At 55.5% G+C, this 18,123-nt stretch carries 13 protein-coding genes; 11 read left to right on the plus strand and 2 right to left on the minus strand.

What is annotated here, in order from left to right:
• Positions 1–44 precede the first annotated feature (44 nt).
• From QT231_RS08960 to QT231_RS08985, 6 genes are read left to right on the plus strand one after another with little or no spacing between them, the layout of a single operon-like run.
• On the plus strand, positions 45–371 hold the full coding sequence (locus tag QT231_RS08960) for a YbaB/EbfC family nucleoid-associated protein (protein WP_064233653.1): 327 nt from the start codon (positions 45–47) through the stop codon (positions 369–371).
• 3 nt (positions 372–374) lie between these two features.
• Positions 375–980, plus strand: a complete 606-nt coding sequence (gene recR / locus QT231_RS08965) for a recombination mediator RecR (RefSeq protein ID WP_308336561.1) — start codon at positions 375–377, stop codon at positions 978–980.
• 47 nt (positions 981–1,027) lie between these two features.
• On the plus strand, positions 1,028–2,164 hold the full coding sequence (rnd, locus tag QT231_RS08970; protein WP_308336562.1) for a ribonuclease D: 1,137 nt from the start codon (positions 1,028–1,030) through the stop codon (positions 2,162–2,164).
• Positions 2,161–2,463, plus strand: coding sequence for a YcgL domain-containing protein (locus tag QT231_RS08975; RefSeq protein ID WP_308336563.1), 303 nt, complete (start codon positions 2,161–2,163; stop codon positions 2,461–2,463). The genes rnd and QT231_RS08975 overlap by 4 nt, the downstream gene beginning before the upstream one ends.
• A 12-nt stretch (positions 2,464–2,475) precedes the next feature.
• Positions 2,476–3,051: an ACP phosphodiesterase gene (locus QT231_RS08980; RefSeq protein WP_308336564.1), complete on the plus strand. Its 576-nt coding sequence runs from the start codon at positions 2,476–2,478 to the stop codon at positions 3,049–3,051.
• A 39-nt stretch (positions 3,052–3,090) separates the two neighbouring features.
• On the plus strand, positions 3,091–3,534 hold the full coding sequence (locus QT231_RS08985) for a YcgN family cysteine cluster protein (protein WP_211596093.1): 444 nt from the start codon (positions 3,091–3,093) through the stop codon (positions 3,532–3,534).
• Here QT231_RS08985 and QT231_RS08990 read toward each other — a convergent pair.
• Together QT231_RS08990 and QT231_RS08995 are read right to left on the minus strand one after the other, a co-directional pair.
• Positions 3,512–7,003 carry an EAL domain-containing protein gene (locus tag QT231_RS08990; RefSeq protein WP_308336565.1) on the minus strand — a complete coding sequence of 1,164 codons (3,492 nt, stop codon included), beginning with the start codon at positions 7,001–7,003 and terminating at the stop codon, positions 3,512–3,514. The genes QT231_RS08985 and QT231_RS08990 overlap by 23 nt on opposite strands.
• 234 nt (positions 7,004–7,237) lie before the next feature.
• Positions 7,238–9,319, minus strand: a complete 2,082-nt coding sequence (locus tag QT231_RS08995; RefSeq protein ID WP_308336566.1) for a prolyl oligopeptidase family serine peptidase — start codon at positions 9,317–9,319, stop codon at positions 7,238–7,240.
• Positions 9,320–9,381: 62 nt separating this feature from the next.
• Between QT231_RS08995 and QT231_RS09000 the strand changes: the two genes are divergently transcribed.
• The 5 genes from QT231_RS09000 to QT231_RS09020 all read left to right on the plus strand — a co-directional run bounded on the left by QT231_RS09000 (position 9,382) and on the right by QT231_RS09020 (position 18,118).
• Complete coding sequence (locus tag QT231_RS09000; protein ID WP_308336567.1) at positions 9,382–9,807, plus strand: hypothetical protein; 426 nt, start codon at positions 9,382–9,384, stop codon at positions 9,805–9,807.
• Between the two features lie 63 nt (positions 9,808–9,870).
• Positions 9,871–10,650, plus strand: coding sequence for a class II glutamine amidotransferase (locus QT231_RS09005; protein ID WP_308336568.1), 780 nt, complete (start codon positions 9,871–9,873; stop codon positions 10,648–10,650).
• Between the two features lie 209 nt (positions 10,651–10,859).
• Positions 10,860–12,545 carry an AMP-binding protein gene (locus QT231_RS09010; RefSeq protein ID WP_308336569.1) on the plus strand — a complete coding sequence of 562 codons (1,686 nt, stop codon included), beginning with the start codon at positions 10,860–10,862 and terminating at the stop codon, positions 12,543–12,545.
• Positions 12,546–12,823: 278 nt separating this feature from the next.
• Positions 12,824–16,870: an ATP-dependent RNA helicase HrpA gene (hrpA, locus tag QT231_RS09015; RefSeq protein WP_308336570.1), complete on the plus strand. Its 4,047-nt coding sequence runs from the start codon at positions 12,824–12,826 to the stop codon at positions 16,868–16,870.
• A gap of 126 nt (positions 16,871–16,996) precedes the next feature.
• Positions 16,997–18,118, plus strand: coding sequence for a beta-ketoacyl-ACP synthase III (locus QT231_RS09020; RefSeq protein ID WP_308336572.1), 1,122 nt, complete (start codon positions 16,997–16,999; stop codon positions 18,116–18,118).
• The last annotated feature ends 5 nt before the right edge of the window (positions 18,119–18,123 follow it).

The raw sequence follows: 18,123 nt of genomic DNA on the forward strand, positions 1-18,123 counted from the left end.
TTATTAACTAGACAGTTTTAACGACGTATTTTGGAGATCAGGCCATGTTTAAAGGTGGAATGGGCAACTTGATGCAGCAAGCCCAAGAAATGCAGGAAAAAATGCAGCGCGCCCAGGAAGAGGTCGCTAATACCGAAGTGCAGGGCGAAGCGGGGGCCGGTATGGTCAAGGTCACCATGAACGGTCGCCACGACGTGTCCAATGTCTCCATTGATCCCAGCGTCATGGAAGAGGACAAAGAGCTACTGGAGGATTTGCTCGCGGCGGCGGTCAACGACGCGGTGCGCAAACTGGAAGTCAGCTCTAAGCAGAAAATGGAAGAAGCAACGGCGGGTTTAAACCTTCCGCCCGGCTTTAAGATGCCGTTCTAAACAATGCGTTTTTCTCCACTCGTTGAGCAGTTAATGGAGGCGTTTCGCGTGCTTCCCGGCGTTGGGCCCAAAACGGCTCAGCGCATGGCGATGCATCTGCTTGAGCGCGAGCGGTCAGGTGGCCAGCGGCTTGCTGAGGTTATCCAGCAAGCCATTGAAGAAGTCGGCTACTGTCAGCGCTGCCGCACGCTCACCGAGGCCGATATTTGCGCGCTATGTGAGAGCCCGCGCCGCGATGATTCGCTGCTATGTGTAGTGGAGTCACCTGCCGATCAACTGGCGATTGAGGAGGCAGGTGGCTTTAAAGGGCGCTATTTTGTGCTCCACGGGCACCTTTCGCCGCTGGATGGCGTAGGGCCTGAGTCAATTGGTTTAGACTTGCTGGAAGCGCGCGTTGCAGAAGGGCTCATTGAAGAGGTGGTGTTGGCGACTAACCCGACGATTGAGGGTGAAGCGACGGCCCACTACATTGCTTCGCTGCTATCAGAACACAACGTTAAACTCTCGCGGCTTGCTTATGGCGTCCCCATGGGCGGTGAACTGGAGTACGTTGATGGCGGTACCTTGAGCCGTGCGTTTAACGGTCGTTTGCCGTTTGCCAGTGAATAAGCCTACATAAAACGCAAGCGCGGTAGCGTTTGCGCCAACTTGGAAGAATGCTTTTGTCCTCTCTTACCCCCTCTTATCAATGGCTTGATACCCCAGATGCGCTTGATACGGCATGCGAGGAAGTAGCCGATGCTGCTGTGATCGCTCTGGATACCGAGTTTTTCCGAGAGAACACCTTTTTTCCAGTCCCTGCGCTGATTCAATTCACCGCGGGTGATGAGGCTTATCTAATTGATCCGGTGGCCGTTCCCTGCACCGATAAATTCCGCGCCCTGCTGCAGAATAGTGCCATCAAGTTACTGCATTCCTGCAGCGAAGACCTGGAGGTCTTCCAGCACTGGGCAGGCGTATTGCCGGTGCCGTTAATTGACACCCAGGTGGTGCAGGGTTTTTTGGGCGAAAACCCTGGTATGGGGTATCAAAAGCTGGTCGAATTCTGGATCGGTGAAACCCTGCCTAAAGAGGAGACCCGCTCAAACTGGTTAGTGCGCCCACTTTCACCTGCCCAGTGCCACTACGCCGCGCTGGACGTTATCTATCTGTTGAAGGTCTGGACGCTACAGGCGGAAAAGCTTGCCATGCTGGGGCGCCGCGAGTGGGTGGATGCTGAGTGCGCCAGTCTAATCGAACAGGCGGGTCGCAGCGTTGATAACGACCAGCAGTGGTACACCCGCCAACGCCAACTATGGCGCTTGACGCCCCGCCAGATGGAAGCGTATCGGCTGATGACCACTTGGCGTGAAGGCGAAACACGCCGCCGGGACTTGCCGCGCAATTGGTTGATTAGCGATAAGCTGCTGTTTGCGATCGCCGAAAAGATGCCCAGCAATCGCTTCGAGCTCGCTGAGGTGGAAGGCATGAAGCCGATGCTGATCAAAAAAGAGGGTGATGCACTGCTGGCGATGGTGAAACAGGCCCAGCACTGCAATGAAGCGGCACTGCCCAAGCGCTGGCCAGATCCCATGCACCCCACGTTCAAATCGCGCTTTAAAGCACTTAAAAAGGCGGTAACCGCTAAAGCGAATGACTTGGGGGTGGCGCCGGAAATGCTTCTGCGCCGCCGGGATATTGAAACGCTGGTGATGCAAGACTTGGCTGGGGAGCCTCTAAGCTGGCCCACCGGTTGGCGGGGTGAGTGTTTGAATGACGCTTTGGCCCAGGCCCTTGAGGAGCAGCCATCATGAGCGACAAACTGATTTGCGAGGTGTTTAAAAGCTCGCGTAAAGATGAGATGTATTTATACGTCGACAAGCGTCAAGGGTTAGCCGACGTCCCAGAGCAACTGCTGGAAACCTTCGGCAAGCCGGTGCCAGTGTTCACCATGCTGTTGACCACTGACAAAAAATTGTCCCGGGTCAACGCGGCAGACGTAGTGGAAGGGATTAAAGAGAAAGGGTTCTATCTACAAATGCCGCCCCCTAAAGAGGCCTATTTGCTCGACGTGCACCGTGCCCACGTCGCCTCACACTCTGATAAAGCGTAACCATAACCGGTTATGAATTTTCTTGCCCACGCCTGGTTGGTGAGTGGCGGTAGCGATGATTTTCTCTACGGTAATTTAATTGCCGATGGCGTTAAGGGGCGTGATTTAACCGCTTGGCCCGCAGCCACTGCGCTGGGCATTCGTCATCACCGCCGGGTGGATGCCTGGGTGGATAGCCATCCTAGCGTTGTTAATGCCCGACGGCGAGCGCCAGCGGGGCAGCGACGCTATGCGGGAATAGCGCTGGATATGGTGTGGGATCATTTCCTGGCTCGGGATACGGCGGGGCGGGCGGATCAGGAGGCGCTAGTTGAGCGCTGCTATCGACTGCTTTCCGCACGGCCCGCGCCGAATCGGCTGGCGGGTATGATGCCGATACTCGTCGAACACGACTGGCTTAGAGGCTACGCAGACTTTGCCTTCACTTGTCGGGCCGTCGCGGGCATTGGCCGGCGTTTATCAGGCCCCAATCAGTTGGCAGCCTTAGTGCCGTGGCTGCAGGAGGATTATCAAGCGTTAGAGAACGATTTTCAGACACTCTGGCCAGAGCTAGTGGCTGAATTAAGCCACCAAGATAGATCCCCATAATAAAGTGTTTAACCGTGATAACGAGGCAGGAGAGACACGATGCGCGAACGTTTTTGGGAGCGCTTTACCCTAGAAGAACTGACGCCCCAGGAGTGGGAAGCGCTATGCGATGGCTGTGGGCAATGCTGCCTTCTGAAGTTGCACGATGAGGACACCCAGGAGTTGGCGGTGCTCAATGTTGCCTGCCGTCTACTGGATATCCACAGCTGTCAGTGCAGCGACTATGCTAACCGTTTCGACAGCGTTCCCGACTGCACCCAGCTGACGCCTGCGTTGGTGAAAGAGTTTACCTGGCTGCCGCAGAGCTGTGGCTATCGGCGGGTGGCGGAAGGGCGCAAGCTGGCGGGCTGGCACCCGCTGCTGAGCAATGACGCCGAACGGGTTCATCGTAAAGGCGTCAGTGTACGCAGCTTTGCGGTGTCCCAGGATGAAGTGCCCGAGCAGCAGTTAGAATCGCATATTATTGCCGTACTGCCGATGTAACGGAGCCACGCTGCTCCGTTAGCCAATCGCACAGTGGCTCGAAGGGCATAGGACGAGCGAACAGGTAGCCCTGAAAAACATCGCACTTCAACGCCACCAGCAGTTGGTGCTGTTGTGACGTCTCTACCCCCTCTGCCACTACCTTCAGTTCCAGGTGATGAGCAAGTGCCACAATGCCCTGAACGATAGCGGCATCCTTACTGTTGTGGGCAATATTGTTGATAAAACTGCGGTCAATTTTCACCTTATCGACGGGTAAGTGGCGCAAGTAACTCAGGCTTGAAAAACCGGTGCCGAAATCATCAATGGCCACACTGATCCCCATCTCGCGCAGTGCATGCAGCTTATCAATTGCTGCGTCGGTATCATTCATCAGTATGCCTTCAGTTAACTCAAGCTCTAGCGATGTCGCGCTGAGCCCCGTGGCTTCAAGGGTAGCGCTGAGCGAGCTTAAAAAACTGGGCCGATGAAACTGCATTGGCGAAAGGTTGACCGAAATGCGGCAGTGGCTGGGAAGCTGCGGCTGGAGAATGAGAAAATCCCGTGCGGCGCGCTCTATGACCCACTGGCCCAAGGTGATAATTTGCCCTGTCTCTTCAGCAATAGGAATAAATAGCGCCGGTGAGATCGCGCCTTTGATCGGGTGGTTCCAACGTACTAATGCTTCAAAGCCCCGAACTTCTCCCTCGATAGTCAGCAACGGCTGGTAATGCAGTTCAAACTGTTCATTTAGAATTGCTTCCTGCAAATCATTTCTCAGTGTTACCCGCTGAGTGAGCTTTTGATTAATATCCTGAGTGAAGGTTTGCAGGGTGTTGCGACCTTGCTGCTTGGCCTTATACATCGCCATATCGGCTTGCTGGAGCAACTCCTCTGGTTGCATTAGCTGCTGGTCATTAAGCGCGATGCCAATGCTCGCCGAAAGGTAGAGTTCATGGCGCTCTATGCGGTAAGGCAGGGCAAGGGCTTCAAGTAGACGCTCGGCAATTTCTTCTGCCTGTTGAGGGCTATCAAGATCCGGTAGTAGCAACACAAACTCATCACCCCCGAAACGGCACAGAGTGTCGGAAGGTCTTATCGCCTGTTCAAGCCGCCGGGCGACGTTGATAAGCACCTGGTCACCAATGCCATGCCCCAGCGTATCGTTGATGGGTTTGAACTCATCAAGATCGATAAACAGTACCGCTAGCTGCTGCTTATGGCGTCGAGCAAGTTCGAAGTCATGGCGCAAATGGTCTTCAAACAGGGCGCGGTTGCCAAGGCCGGTCAATACATCGTGGGTGGCATGAAAAGCAAGTGCGTTCTCATGATCCCGGCGCTCAGAGATATCGTTGATACTGCCCACAAAGTGCGTTACTTGACCGTCAGGGCTACGTACCGGGGAGAGAAATAGATTGTTCCAGAAGGCTTGGCCGTTTTTGCGATAGTTGCGAAGGGTCAATGTGATATCGTGTTGATGCTCAAGTGCGTGCTGTATTTCAGCAATCTGCTGGGGGTCGGTATCGGGGCCCTGTAAAAAACGGCAGCTGCGCCCCTCTACTTCTTCAAGCGAGTAGCCTGTCATGTCGGCAAAGGCAGAGTTTACATAAACAATGGGATAATCCGTTTGCTGAGCCTCACAAATTAAAATGCCGTTGCTACTGGCTTCCAGGCTGCGTTGATAAATACGTAGCTGAGCCTCTTTTTGGCGCAGCGCAGTCATCTCCTTGGCGATACCGTAGACGCCTACCACTTTATCCTTAACGATGGTGGGCAAAAATGAGATATCCAGTTGGCGTGCGTTACCCAATTGGCTGATAACCTCCAAATCAAAACGCTGAGCAATTCCCGTTAAAGCTTTCTGGAAGGCAATATCCACGATTGGGTGGTGTTCAGGGGCGACGATGTCTTTCCAATGACGACCAATAATCTGTGCTTCGCTAATTTCAAGTAGGGTAAGGACTGATCGGTTGACGCTTAAGTGATAGCCGTTCAAATCGAGGGAAAACACGGCATCGGGGTTTTGTGTAAACAGCGAGCGAAACCGCTGTTCGCTATCCTGCAGGGTCTCTTTAGCTTTCGAGAGCTCCCGGGAGCGCTGGGCACGGGCAGATATCAAGGCAAGGCTAAAAGCCAACTGATAAGTGAGTAGCAGCCCGGAAAGCCCCACGCCAGCGGCTATAAAATGAGCTAGTTTTATGGGCGGGTTGGGGAGTTCAGAAAGAGCCAAATTAATAATCGCGCCTCCTGGTAACACCGCTTTGTGCTCTGCAAGGACTTGCGTAGGCGGAGCGATAGCAGAGGCGGGCTGGAGGCCATCCCCTTCGTTAATGAGGTAGCCGTTGGTATGGGTTATGTGCAGTGCAAAAGTGCCATTAACCACACTGGTTTCCCGGTCAATAAGTAACGCCATATCGATGGCGGCTACGAGTTGATAGGGTCGCCCTTGCTGCTTAACGGAGAGCAGCGCTAGCGTGGAGCGCTCATAGTCAGGAAACGACCACTGGATGTCACCTCGCTGCTGATTAAGCCAAGTCAATGTCGCGAAGCTACCCAACTGACCATCTAGCCAAAGCAGAGCACTGGCATGGCGAGCACGGCGCCATATGTCATTGGCCGTAGGATTGAAATAGCCAATGGCTAATAGGCTTGGATAATCTGTCCAGTAGCGCTCAACCTCCCGGCTTCGCGATGTGGGGTCTGCAAATACCTGACGCCAACGTTCTGCTAAGCGCTCTAGCACTATGGCGCGCGACGCCAGCATCTGATCAATATTGACCGCAATGCCTTCCAAGTTCTGCTTAGCGCTTTGACGCATGTCTTCATGCTGGTTCCAACTGACTAAGAACCAGCCGCTCATGCTCAGGCTAACGCCAAGAATACCCGCCAATACAGCGGCACTGCTTAAGGATGTCTTCAAATGAGGAACATGCAGGCTCACTGTCATCATGGCGATGCCAAATAAAAAGCCGATCAGGCCGGGAGTCAGCGCGCTGGCACGGGGCAACCAGGTGGGCAAGGGCCATCCATGATGGTCGGCTAATGTAATGCAGCCAACCGTCCATAAAAACAGTCCACCGAGTTGCCAAATACGGCGCTGCCAACGTCCTTGAGGGCCTACCCAGAGGCAAAATGCCGCCATAAGTAGTATAGGAGCGGCTTGGCTAGGCAAGCGTGGATGCCCACTCAGTAAGGAGTCAGCGTGGGATGAAGGGTCTAGGCCGTTGTGTATCAGCGTATAGCTGGCAACCGCAGCAAGGGCGACGGAGGTGGCTCTGCGAAAACCTTCAAAGCCAGCCATTACTGCGCTGAGACCTAACCCACATAATAAAATCACCAGCGCACTGTCCGGTAGCAGAGCTAGCAATTGCGGCTGATGAACGCCGGGGAAAAAACCCAGCAAATAGCCGCCTGCACCAATCACAATGGTGGACACTAGCAGCAGAAGCAGGCCAGTTTGGAGGGCCAATTCGCGATTGTTGACTTCCATTAGTTATTATTCGCACATCCGGTCAAAAGGGACTTACACCCAAACATATAAGGTACCTTTAGAAACCACCAGGTCACCAGAGCATAGCGTCAACGCTAGAAGGAAGGTTTCTGTATTTAATGCTGTTTTTATATTAAGTGAAGCTGTTTTTTCCAGAACCTGCTGTGATTGGCATAGCACAGCAGGCTTTTCGCACTTTATTCAGGGCTTGGAAAGTTTAGAGGTTAGCAGCGTTTACGCGCTCAGGCCCAATGCCCAAAGAATAAACGCATCTTGCCGCGCGGTATCACGCCAGGCCTTGAAGCGACCGGACGCGCCGCCGTGACCACTGCTCATATCTGTACGCATCAAGATTGGCGCTGAACCCAGCTGCTGTTGGGACACCTGGGCATAAAACTTGGCGGGTTCCCAGTAGCTGACCCGGGTGTCAAACCAACTGCCCTCAATCCATAGGGCAGGGTAGTCCTGCGACTTGATATTATCGATGGGCGAGTAAGCGGCTATGCGGGCAGCGACCTCTGGCTCTTCCGGGTTGCCCCACTCGCTGTACTCCGCAGTGGTCAGCGGCAGCTCTGGGTTCTGCATCGTGCGCAACACGTCTAAGAAAGGTACATCCAGCAGAGCAGCACAAAATTTTTCCGGTGCACGATTAATACAGGTGCCGACCAGTAGCCCACCGGCGCTGGCGCCATAGGCCGCTATGCGCTGTGAATCGCTAATACCCTGTTCGACAAGTGCTTCACGTGCGGCCAGGAAGTCATTAAAACTGTTTTCCTTGTGCTCCATTTTACCGTTTAAGTACCAGGGTTCGCCGCGTTCGCCGCCACCGCGCACATGGGCAACGGCAAAGGCCGCACCGCGTTCAAGCAGTTCCAGTCGGGCGATCGAGAACCATGAGTCGAGAGCATCACCGTAGGCACCGTAGCCATACAGCAGTGTGGGCAGAGGCTGACCCGCCAGATCCGCTCGCATCACCACCGATACGGGCACTTGCTCGCCATCGCTACTGGTTGCCCAAAGGCGGCGACTGATTAACTGCTGCGGCTGTAAATTGCCATAAACAGGCATTCGCTTCAGCAGCGTTCGTTCGCCGCTGGTTAGATCAAGTGCGAACCAACTGGGTGGCTGGGTAAACGACTCCTCGCGTAGTCGCAGCACCTGTGTGTCGAAGTGCGGCGCATCTTCCAGCATCTGCGAACAGGGTTGTTCGGGCAGCGCCAGGTGCTCATCCAGCGTAAAGCTGTGCTGGGCATCAACAAGCAAACGTCGCAAACGCACCTGCGCCTGGGCGTGATCACGCTCGGCCAGCATCAGCCCCCAAGAGAACGCATCAACGCCTTCCAGGGTAGCGTCTTCTCGGTGGGCGATTAGCGTTTTCCAATTCAATTGGAACTGACCAAGCTGGCTTTCCGGCAGAAAATCGAGTTGAAAGTGAGCCCCTGCCTGGTTATGTAGGCGGTAAAAGCTGCCTGGTCGGTGATCAATACTGTACTCGACTCTCGGCTGGCGCGGCTGAATACACGCCGGTGCTGCATCTGGCGAGTGGGCGGGGAGCAGGTGAATTTCACTGGTGTCTTTTGAGCCGCTTTCGAGTAGCAGCCATGACCGCGAGCGCGTTTTGCCAATACCGAGCCAAAACTCTGGGTCTTCTTCGCGCAGAACCAGTACGGGCTCTTGTGAGGTGCCAGGCTCCGCCAGTGAAAGCGAAAGCCGCCAAACGCTATCCGGGCGCTGGGTATCATCAAAACGGGTAAATAAAAGGGTGGCCGTGGTGGCTGTTTGATCTTCTGCCCAGCACAGCCCCGCGCCAATATCGCTCAATAGTTGCACGGGTGCCCCGCCAGGCAGTGCTTTCAGCCACAGGGTAAAGCGTTCATCGCCTTGGGTATCTTCTGTCCAGGCTAGCCACTGCTCATCGGGTGAGAGAGCCATATCGCCCATATCGTAAAAGTCGTGCTCGGCGGCGCGAGCTCTAACGTCAAAAAAGCATTCGTGCTGTTCAGGCTGATAATTGGGGTGGCGCCACCAGCAGGGGTAGTCATCGTCAGCGCCGGTCTCGTTCCAGAACGTGAAGTGGTCAAGCGTTGTCTTAAGGCTGGTCACGGCTAATTCGCGGCGTGCCAAGTGACTCTGGTATAGCGCTTCTTCCAGTGGGGCAAGGGGAGCAAACCAATCGGCTTGTTGCTGATTGGCGGCCGCTAAAAAGGTGCTCACCTCTGGGTCGTCGCGGTTCTCCAACCAGTGCCATTTTGGGTCATTAGCGCGATAATAGCGTGCAGCGGGTAAGCCTGAATGTATGCCTTGCTGTGCTTTCATAAATTGATAGGTACCATAACGGGAAATCAACGTCGGGTGAGTTCACCCACATGAGGGGTATTATGCTGTTTGCAAATTCAACGCCACTGCTGTGGTTGAGTTACTACGGGCTGTCGTTGTTAGTGATTGTCGCGGTCTATTTTGCGCTTACTTTTCTGCCTCGCTTGCCGCGTCTTTTACTAACCTGGATGGTCGCTGGGGCGATATGGGCGCCCGCCACTTTCCGGTTGCCATTAATAGAAGAGGGTGAATTCTATACCGGTTGGGCGCCCTCGGCGATGGTGGCGGCGGTTGGCTTTTTTGAGCACAACGGCGCGGCCCTTCGTGGCGGGCTGATGTGGCTGGTGCTGGGTATGACGTTAGGCGCACTTATTGGCATTGCCCTTTGGTGGTGGCGCCGTCCTGGGAGCGATGAGTACGTTGTTCAGGAAGAGGACAGCAGTGATGAAAGCGACTCCCCACGCCGCCGTGAACCGGTAATTGGCTGATGTCACGTGTGATCAATGTCTGGGTGTCTGGAATTGTAGGTATGAATCATATGTGTAGAGCGTATGTGTGAACTGCTGGGTATGAGTGCCAATGTGCCTACAGATATCTGTTTTAGCTTTTCGGGCTTTTTGCACCGTGGGGGCGGCACTGGCCCCCACCGCGACGGTTGGGGGATCGCCTTTTATGAAGAGGGCGGCTACCGCGATTTTCGCGATCCCCATCCCTCTGTCGATTCACCCATCGCGCGGCTGATTTGCGACTACCCGATTAAGTCCAATGTGGTGATTAGCCACATTCGCCAAGCCAATGTGGGGGGCGTAAAGCTTGCTAACACTCACCCTTTCACCCGGGAAATGTGGGGGCGGCCCTGGAGCTATGCTCACAATGGCCAATTAAGTGGCTGGGAGAGCCTAGCGTTAGGCCACTACACCCCGGTTGGCAGCACTGATAGTGAGCACGCCTTTTGCTGGCTAATGGGTGAGCTACGCCGCACCTTTCCTACTCCGCCCGCTGATCCCGCAACGCTTTGGGAGCGCTTGCACCAGTTGTGTGAGCAGTTAAGAGCGCTGGGGGTATTTAATATGCTGCTCTCCGATGGCGGCTACTTGTATACGTTTTGCGCCACGAAGCTCGCGCATATTACCCGCTGCGCGCCCTTCGGCGAGGCGGAACTCTCCGACGCTGAGATGACGGTGAATTTTGCCGAACATACCACCCCTGACGACATCGTTTCAGTGATTGCCACTGAGCCCCTCACGCACAATGAAGCTTGGCAGCGCATGGTGCCGGGTGAGCTATTAGTCTGGCGCAATGGAGAAATTCAGGCGCGTTACTGTCCATAAAGAAGCGATCTACTAAATTGGTTGAGATAGGCTGCAGTAAATAAAGGTATGGACTATGGGCTAAAGTTGAAACGTAAGTTTCAATCGATCGTTTTACAGTCTGTTGTAGGTCGTATATCGTTGTGCTTCTTAACCCATTTTTTCAGACAAAGCCTAGCGACAACAACAAGGTCGGTGACTTACGCCGACGTCAATAGCGGAGATTACCCATGAGCGAACACGCCAACGCCGCCGTTTTACGTGGCCCAGCGCTTGAAGGGTTGGATCAGTACGATTCAGTTACGGATGTTTTTCATAACGCAGTAGCACGTTTTAAGGACAAGCCCGCCTTTTCCTGTATGGGAAAAACGCTCTCTTTCGCTGACCTTGACCGCTTCTCTGCGCAATTTGCTGCTTGGCTGCAGCATGAAACCGACCTTGTCCCCGGCGACCGCATCGCCATTCAGTTGCCCAATGTGCTGCAGTTTCCGGTAGCGGTTTTTGGCGCGTTACGGGCAGGCCTGGTGGTGGTTAACACCAACCCGTTATACACCGAACGGGAAATGGCCCATCAGTTCAAAGACTCCAACGCTAAAGCCATTGTGATTCTGGCCAATATGGCGGGCAAGCTGGAGAAAGTACTCGATAAAACAGATATTAAGCACGTTATCGTCACTCAGCTCGCCGACTTGCACGACGTTCCCAAGCGCTGGCTAATCAATGCCGTGGTTAAGCACGTTAAGAAAATGGTGCCTGCTTATTCGCTGCCAAGTGCGGTTGGTTTTCGCGATGCGCTGAAAAAAGGCGCTTCACTAAGCCATACCGAGGTCAAAAGAAGCCCTGATGATTTAGCCGCTCTTCAATACACAGGCGGCACCACGGGGATGCCAAAAGGTGCGATGCTGACTCATCGCAACCTTATCGCCAATATGCTGCAAGCGCGGGAAGCGATTGGGCCTCACCTCACCGATGGCGAAGAACTGGTTATCGCACCGCTTCCGGTTTATCACATCTATACCTTTACGGTTAATTGCCTGTTTTTAATGGAGACCGGCAATCACTCGTTGCTGATCACCAACCCTCGCGACCTGGATGGTTTTGTCAAAGAGCTCAAGGGGCTGCCTTTTACCGCTTTTATCGGCCTCAACACGCTGTTTAATGCACTGTGTAATCGTGACGACTTCAAACAGCTCGACTTTTCTAAATTGAAGCTAACGATCTCCGGCGGCATGGCGCTCACCAAAGCAGCGGCGCAGCGCTGGGAAACAACCACCGGCTGCCCAATCGCCGAGGGATATGGCCTGACCGAGACGTCGCCCATCGTTAGTTTTAACCCCACCGATGCAATCCAGTTGGGAACCATTGGCAAACCTGTTGCGGGCACCGCGGTAAAAGTCGTCGATGGCGACGGTAATGACGTTGCACTGGGCGAGCCGGGAGAGCTCTGCGTGCAAGGCCCGCAGGTGATGAAAGGCTACTGGCAGCGCGAAGACGATACCCGCGACGCCATCGATGAAGATGGCTGGTTCCACACCGGTGATATCGCAGTACTGCAGGATGATGGCTACATTCGCATTGTTGATCGCAAAAAAGACATGATTCTGGTCTCTGGCTTCAATGTTTATCCTAACGAAGTTGAGGACGTAGTGGCTGCCCACCCTGACGTACTTGAGTCAGCGGCGGTCGGTGTGCCGGATGAAAATGCCGGTGAGGCCATCAAGCTGTTCGTGGTAAGTAAAAATGATCAGTTGGATGAGAAAACGCTACGCGACTGGTGCAAAAAAGAGCTCACGGGCTACAAGGTGCCCAAGATCATCGAGTTCCGCGAGGAACTGCCCAAAACCAATGTGGGTAAAGTGCTCCGCCGCCAGCTGCGCGATGAAGAGCCTTCAAAAACGTCATCCGATAGCCATTAATAAACACTCGATTAGCGGGCGAGGGCAGGTTGTAACAAGGGTCTTTCGCCATGGCCGGAAAATATTCCTGACAATTCCGGCATTTCCGCCATCCATGGCGGTCAGATGGCGAAAGTAGCGCTCACGGACGGGTTCACAGCGCCCTTGTGGAAACCTGGACTCGCCCGTTTCCTGCTTGCTTTGTGGTTAGGCGTCGCGGAGCTGAAAGCGTTACACTATACGACCCGCTCAATTGAGCGGGTTGATTGTTTATATCTGTTATTAATGTCTCCTGTTAAATGCCCAAGCGAATGGAAGCCGACTCAATCGTGACCACCGACACATCCCCAGCCCCCACCGATAGCCAACGTCTTGCGTCGCTGAAACAGGCCACGGGCGATGTGATGCTGCGCGATGCAGAGCGGCTGGAGCGGCGTTTGGCTGGCCTAAATCGCCGCTTACGCGATAAAAAGCCAATTAGCCGTGGTCTGGAAGAAGTGCAGCGCGAGCTTAGTCGTGCCCAGCAGCAGCTAAGCCAGCGCGAAAATCAAAAGGTCGCTCTCAACTATCCGCCGGAACTACCGGTGGTGGAGCGGCGGGAAGATATTGTTAACGCCATACGCGACCATCAGGTGGTAGTGGTGGCGGGCGAGACCGGCTCAGGTAAAACCACCCAACTGCCAAAAATGTGCTTGGAGCTGGGGCGTGGTCGCCGTGGCTTGATTGGCCATACCCAACCACGGCGCCTAGCCGCTCGCAGCGTTGCCAACCGCCTAGCAGAAGAGTTGGAAGTCTCCCTGGGCGAGCAGGTGGGCTACCAGGTGCGCTTCACCGACCAAAGCAGCCCGACGACCCTGGTCAAGCTAATGACCGACGGGATTTTGCTGGCCGAGACGCAAAATGACCCGCTGCTGCTACGCTACGATACGATCATTATTGATGAGGCCCACGAGCGTAGCCTGAATATCGACTTTCTGCTCGGCTACCTCAAGCGCCTGCTCCCCAAGCGGCCTGATCTAAAGGTCATCATCACGTCGGCAACCATTGACGTCGAGCGCTTTGCCCAGCACTTCGGCACGGCCAAAACGCCCGCGCCGGTGGTGGAAGTCACCGGGCGCACCTACCCCGTTGAGGTGCACTACCGGCCGCTGGTACGCGACGAGGACGATGAAGAAGACCGCACGCTGCAAGAGGGTATTCTCCACGCAGTGGAAGAGATTGAAGCGATCGAGCGGGAGAAAGGCTGGCTGCACGGCCCACGGGACGTGCTGGTGTTCTTACCCGGCGAACGCGAGATCCGTGAAACCGCCGATACCCTGCGCCGCGCCGAGCTGAAAGGCACCGAGATTCTGCCGCTCTACGCACGGCTCTCCAATGAAGAACAGAACCGCGTGTTTGCGCCGCACCGCGGGCGGCGTATTGTCCTCGCCACCAACGTGGCGGAAACCTCGCTGACCGTGCCTGGGATCCGCTACGTGATCGACCCTGGGCTAGTGCGTATCAGCCGCTATAGCTACCGTTCCAAGATTCAGCGTCTGCCGGTGGAAGCGGTTAGCCAGGCCAGCGCCAACCAGCGCAAAGGACGCTGTGGGCGAATTGCCGAAGGCGTGTGTATTCGTCTCTATAGCGAAGAGGATTTTCTCTCCCGGCCTGGCTTTACCGACCCGGAAATCCAGCGCACCAACTTAGCGTCGGTCATCCTCTCGATGCTGGGGCTAAAGCTTGGCGATATCGAGGCCTTCCCGTTTGTCGACCCACCGGATAGCCGCTTTGTAAAAGACGGTTTTCGGCTACTGTTCGAGCTGGGCGCGGTGGATGACAAGCAGCGCCTTTCCCCGCTGGGTCGTAAGCTGGCACGACTGCCGATTGACCCACGCCTGGCGCGCATGGTGTTAGCGGGCGCCGAAGTCGGCAGCCTGCGCGACGTGCTGATCGTGGTCTCGGCACTCGCCATACAAGACCCCCGTGACCGACCAGCGGATAAACGCCAGGCCGCCGATCAAGCCCACCAACGCTGGCACGACCCGGACTCCGACTTTGTCGCCTTGCTGAACCTCTGGCATGGCATTGAGAATGCCCGCGAGGCGCTGTCGGGCAACCAGCTGCGCCGCTGGTGCCGCGAGCACTACATTAACTACCTGCGCATGCGCGAGTGGCACGATACTTTCCGCCAGCTCCGCCAACTGCTGCGCGATATGGATATTGACGTGCCCGCGCCGCCGCCTCGCAATGAAGACGAAAGCGAAGAGCAGGCGCGCCAAATGCGGCGTAAAACCTCGGGCAAGGTGCACCAGGCGCTGCTTTCAGGGCTGCTTTCCAACCTGGGCACGCTGGTGGAGAACCGCGAGTATCTCGGTGCCCGCAATCGCAAGTTTATGATCCATCCCGGTTCCGGATTGGCCAAGAAGTCGCCCAAGTGGATCATGGCGTTTGAGATGGTGGAAACCTCCAAGCTGTTTGCCCGCACCGTGGCCAAAATCGACCCCCAATGGATTGAGCCTCAGGCGCAACATCTGGTGAAGCGCAGCTACAGCGAACCCCATTGGGAAATGAAGCGTGCCCAGGTAGTCGCCTTTGAACAGGTCACGCTGTTTGGACTGCCGATTGTGGCGCGGCGCAAGGTACATTACGGGCCAATCGCCCCTCAGGAGTCCCGTGAGCTGTTTATTCGTCGTGCGCTGGTGGAAGGGGAGTTTCAAACCAAAGGTGCCTTCTTTGCCCATAACCGCGCACTGATCGACGAAGTTGAGGCATTGGAAGATCGCGCTCGACGGCGGGATATACTGGTCGATGAAGACACCCTGTACGATTTTTACGACCAACGCATTCCGGCTGAAATCGTCAACGGCAAGGGGTTTGAGCATTGGCGCAAACAGGCCGAGCAGCAAGACCCGCAACTACTCCACTTTGATATTGATTCGCTCAAAGCGCGGGACGCGGAGGACGTCACCCAGGCACAGTACCCCGATCATTTAATCCTGGCGGGCGTGGCCTATCCCGTCAGTTATCACTTTGATCCTGAAGCCGAGGATGATGGCGTTACCCTGACCGTTCCCGCCGCCATGCTGCCCCAGGTGCCGGTACATGCCCTGGAGTGGCTGGTGCCAGGGCTGCTGCGTGAAAAGTGTATTGCGCTGCTAAAATCACTGCCGAAAAGCATCCGCCGCCAGGTGGTACCGATTCCCGATTGGGTGGATGCGGCGCTGGAGACCCTGGTGCCCGACCAGCGGCCATTAACCGAAGCGCTGGGCGAGTTTATTCGCCGCCGTACATCCACCCGGGTACACCCCGATGACTGGCGCCTGGACTTGCTTGAACCGCATCTGATCATGAATATTCGCGTGGTCGACCATGCCGGGGAAACCCTGGGGCAGGGGCGCAATCTGCGCGCCTTGGAGCAGCGCTTTGAAGCAGCCGCCAGCGCAGGCGCCCAGGCGTTAGCCGAACAGGTCAGCCATGAGCCTGCCGTTGCCGGGCTACCCAAGGAGCCGCTACCTGCCTCTCGGGTCACCACCCAAGCAGGCATTCGCGTAGAGGCGTATCCTGCCCTGGTCGCTGAAACCGGGGTCGCTAAAAACAGGACAGCCGGAGCCAACGAGTTCAAGGTGGCGCTGTTTGATCACCCGGCAAAAGCGGATGCCGCCCACCAGGAGGGCATTGCCCGGCTGGGCATCGCCAAACTGCCCGAAAAGGTTAAAGCGATTAAGCAACTGCCGGGTGTCGAGAAGTGTGCACTGCTGTTTGCCAAAGTGGGCAGTAAGCAAGCCTTGATTGACGACCTGCTGCTGGCGGCGTTTACCCAGGTGGTCGCTCAGCACCCCCTGCCGCGTTCAGAGGAGGCGTTTAGCCAGCGCTTACAAGAAACGCAGGGCCAACTGATTGACGAAGCGAAAGCCCTGCTAGTGCGGGTAGAAGCCGCGCTACAAGGCCATTTGGCCGTTAGTAAAGTGCTTAAAGGGAAGCTCAATTTTGCCCTTGCGCTGGTGTACAGCGATGTCAGCGCGCAGATGCAGCGCTTGGTCTACCCAGGCTTTATCCGCGATGCCGGCGCTTGGCTGGAGGAATACCCACGCTACACTGAGGCGGCGCTGATTCGGCTTGAAAAAGCCGCCCGTGAACGCGGCCGCGATCAAATGATGATGCAGGATGTCCAGGCATTAGAGGCCCGCTTTGATGCCCGCCGGGAAAGTGAGCGGCGTGGGCGGGTGGAAGACCCCGAACTGGTCGCTTTTGGCTGGTGGTTGCAAGAGCTTAGGGTGTCGCTATTCGCTCAGCAATTGGGGACTAGCATGGTGGTGTCGGTAAAACGATTGGAAAAGCGCTGGCAAGAGATCACTAGCGTTTAGCAGTGGTTGGAAAAAGTTGCTGGAAAAACCGCTATTTTACGCACACAGTAACGTGATGGGTTCGCCGTAAGTTGCACGCTACATTGATGGCCGGTCACGTCGGCAAGCCGCTTAGAGGAGATTGGCATGACACATGTGGTGATAACCGGTACAGGGCTCTATACGCCGGAACACGCCATTGATAATGCGGCCCTGGTGGCGGCATTTAATGCTTGGGTAGACACTGAGAATTCGCAATACGCCGATGCAATTCAGCGTGGCGAGCGCGAACCGCTGGCGCACTCCAGCAGTGAATTTATCGAAAAAGCCTCCGGAATTAAGAGCCGCTACGTGCTCGATGCGTCTGGAATCCTTGACCCACAGCGTATGCGGCCTAAACTGCCGCAGCGGGGCAATGACGAACCTTCGATTCAATGCGAGATGGCGACCGCCGCTGCGCGGCAAGCGTTGACCGCTGCCAAGGTAGATTCTGCTGACATCGAGCTGGTGATCGTTGCCTGCTCAAACCTAGAGCGCGCCTATCCCGCCGTGGCGGTAGAAGTGCAGCAGGCCCTCGGAACAAGCGGCTATGGGTTTGATATGAACGTGGCCTGTAGTTCAGCGACGTTTGCCTTGGAAACCGCTGCTAACGCGATAGCCTCCGGTAGTGTTAAGCGCGCCCTGGTGGTCAATCCCGAGATCTGCTCGGCGCATCTTAATTTTCGCGACCGTGACAGCCACTTTATTTTCGGCGATGCTTGTACCGCTGTGGTGCTGGAAAATAGCGTCGATGCCGTGGCCGACGAGCAGTTTGAAATACTCGGCACACGCCTGGTCACCAAATTTTCCAACGCGATTCGCAATAATGCTGGCTTTCTGAACCGCGTTACGGATAGCGATCCGCTGGCCTTGGACAAGCTTTTCGTGCAGGAAGGACGGCGGGTATTTAAAGAAGTTTGCCCGATGGTGGCTAAATTGATCACCGACCATCTGGCCTCCTTGGAGCTAAACGGTAGTGATCTTAAGCGCATGTGGTTACACCAGGCTAACCGGCATATGAACGATATGATTGCCCGCAAAGTATTGGGCTATGAGCCGAGTGAAACTCAGGCGCCGATCATTTTGGATCGTTACGCCAATACCAGCTCCGCGGGTTCTATCATCGCCTTTCACCTTCACCATGACGAGCTTGGGGAGGGGGATATTGGTGTGATTTGCTCCTTCGGGGCGGGCTATAGCGCGGGCAGTGTGGTTATTCGTCGTTTGTAGATGTA

It is taken from the genome of Halomonas sp. SpR1 (genome assembly GCF_031010175.1).
In the GTDB taxonomy this organism is placed as follows: domain Bacteria; phylum Pseudomonadota; class Gammaproteobacteria; order Pseudomonadales; family Halomonadaceae; genus Vreelandella.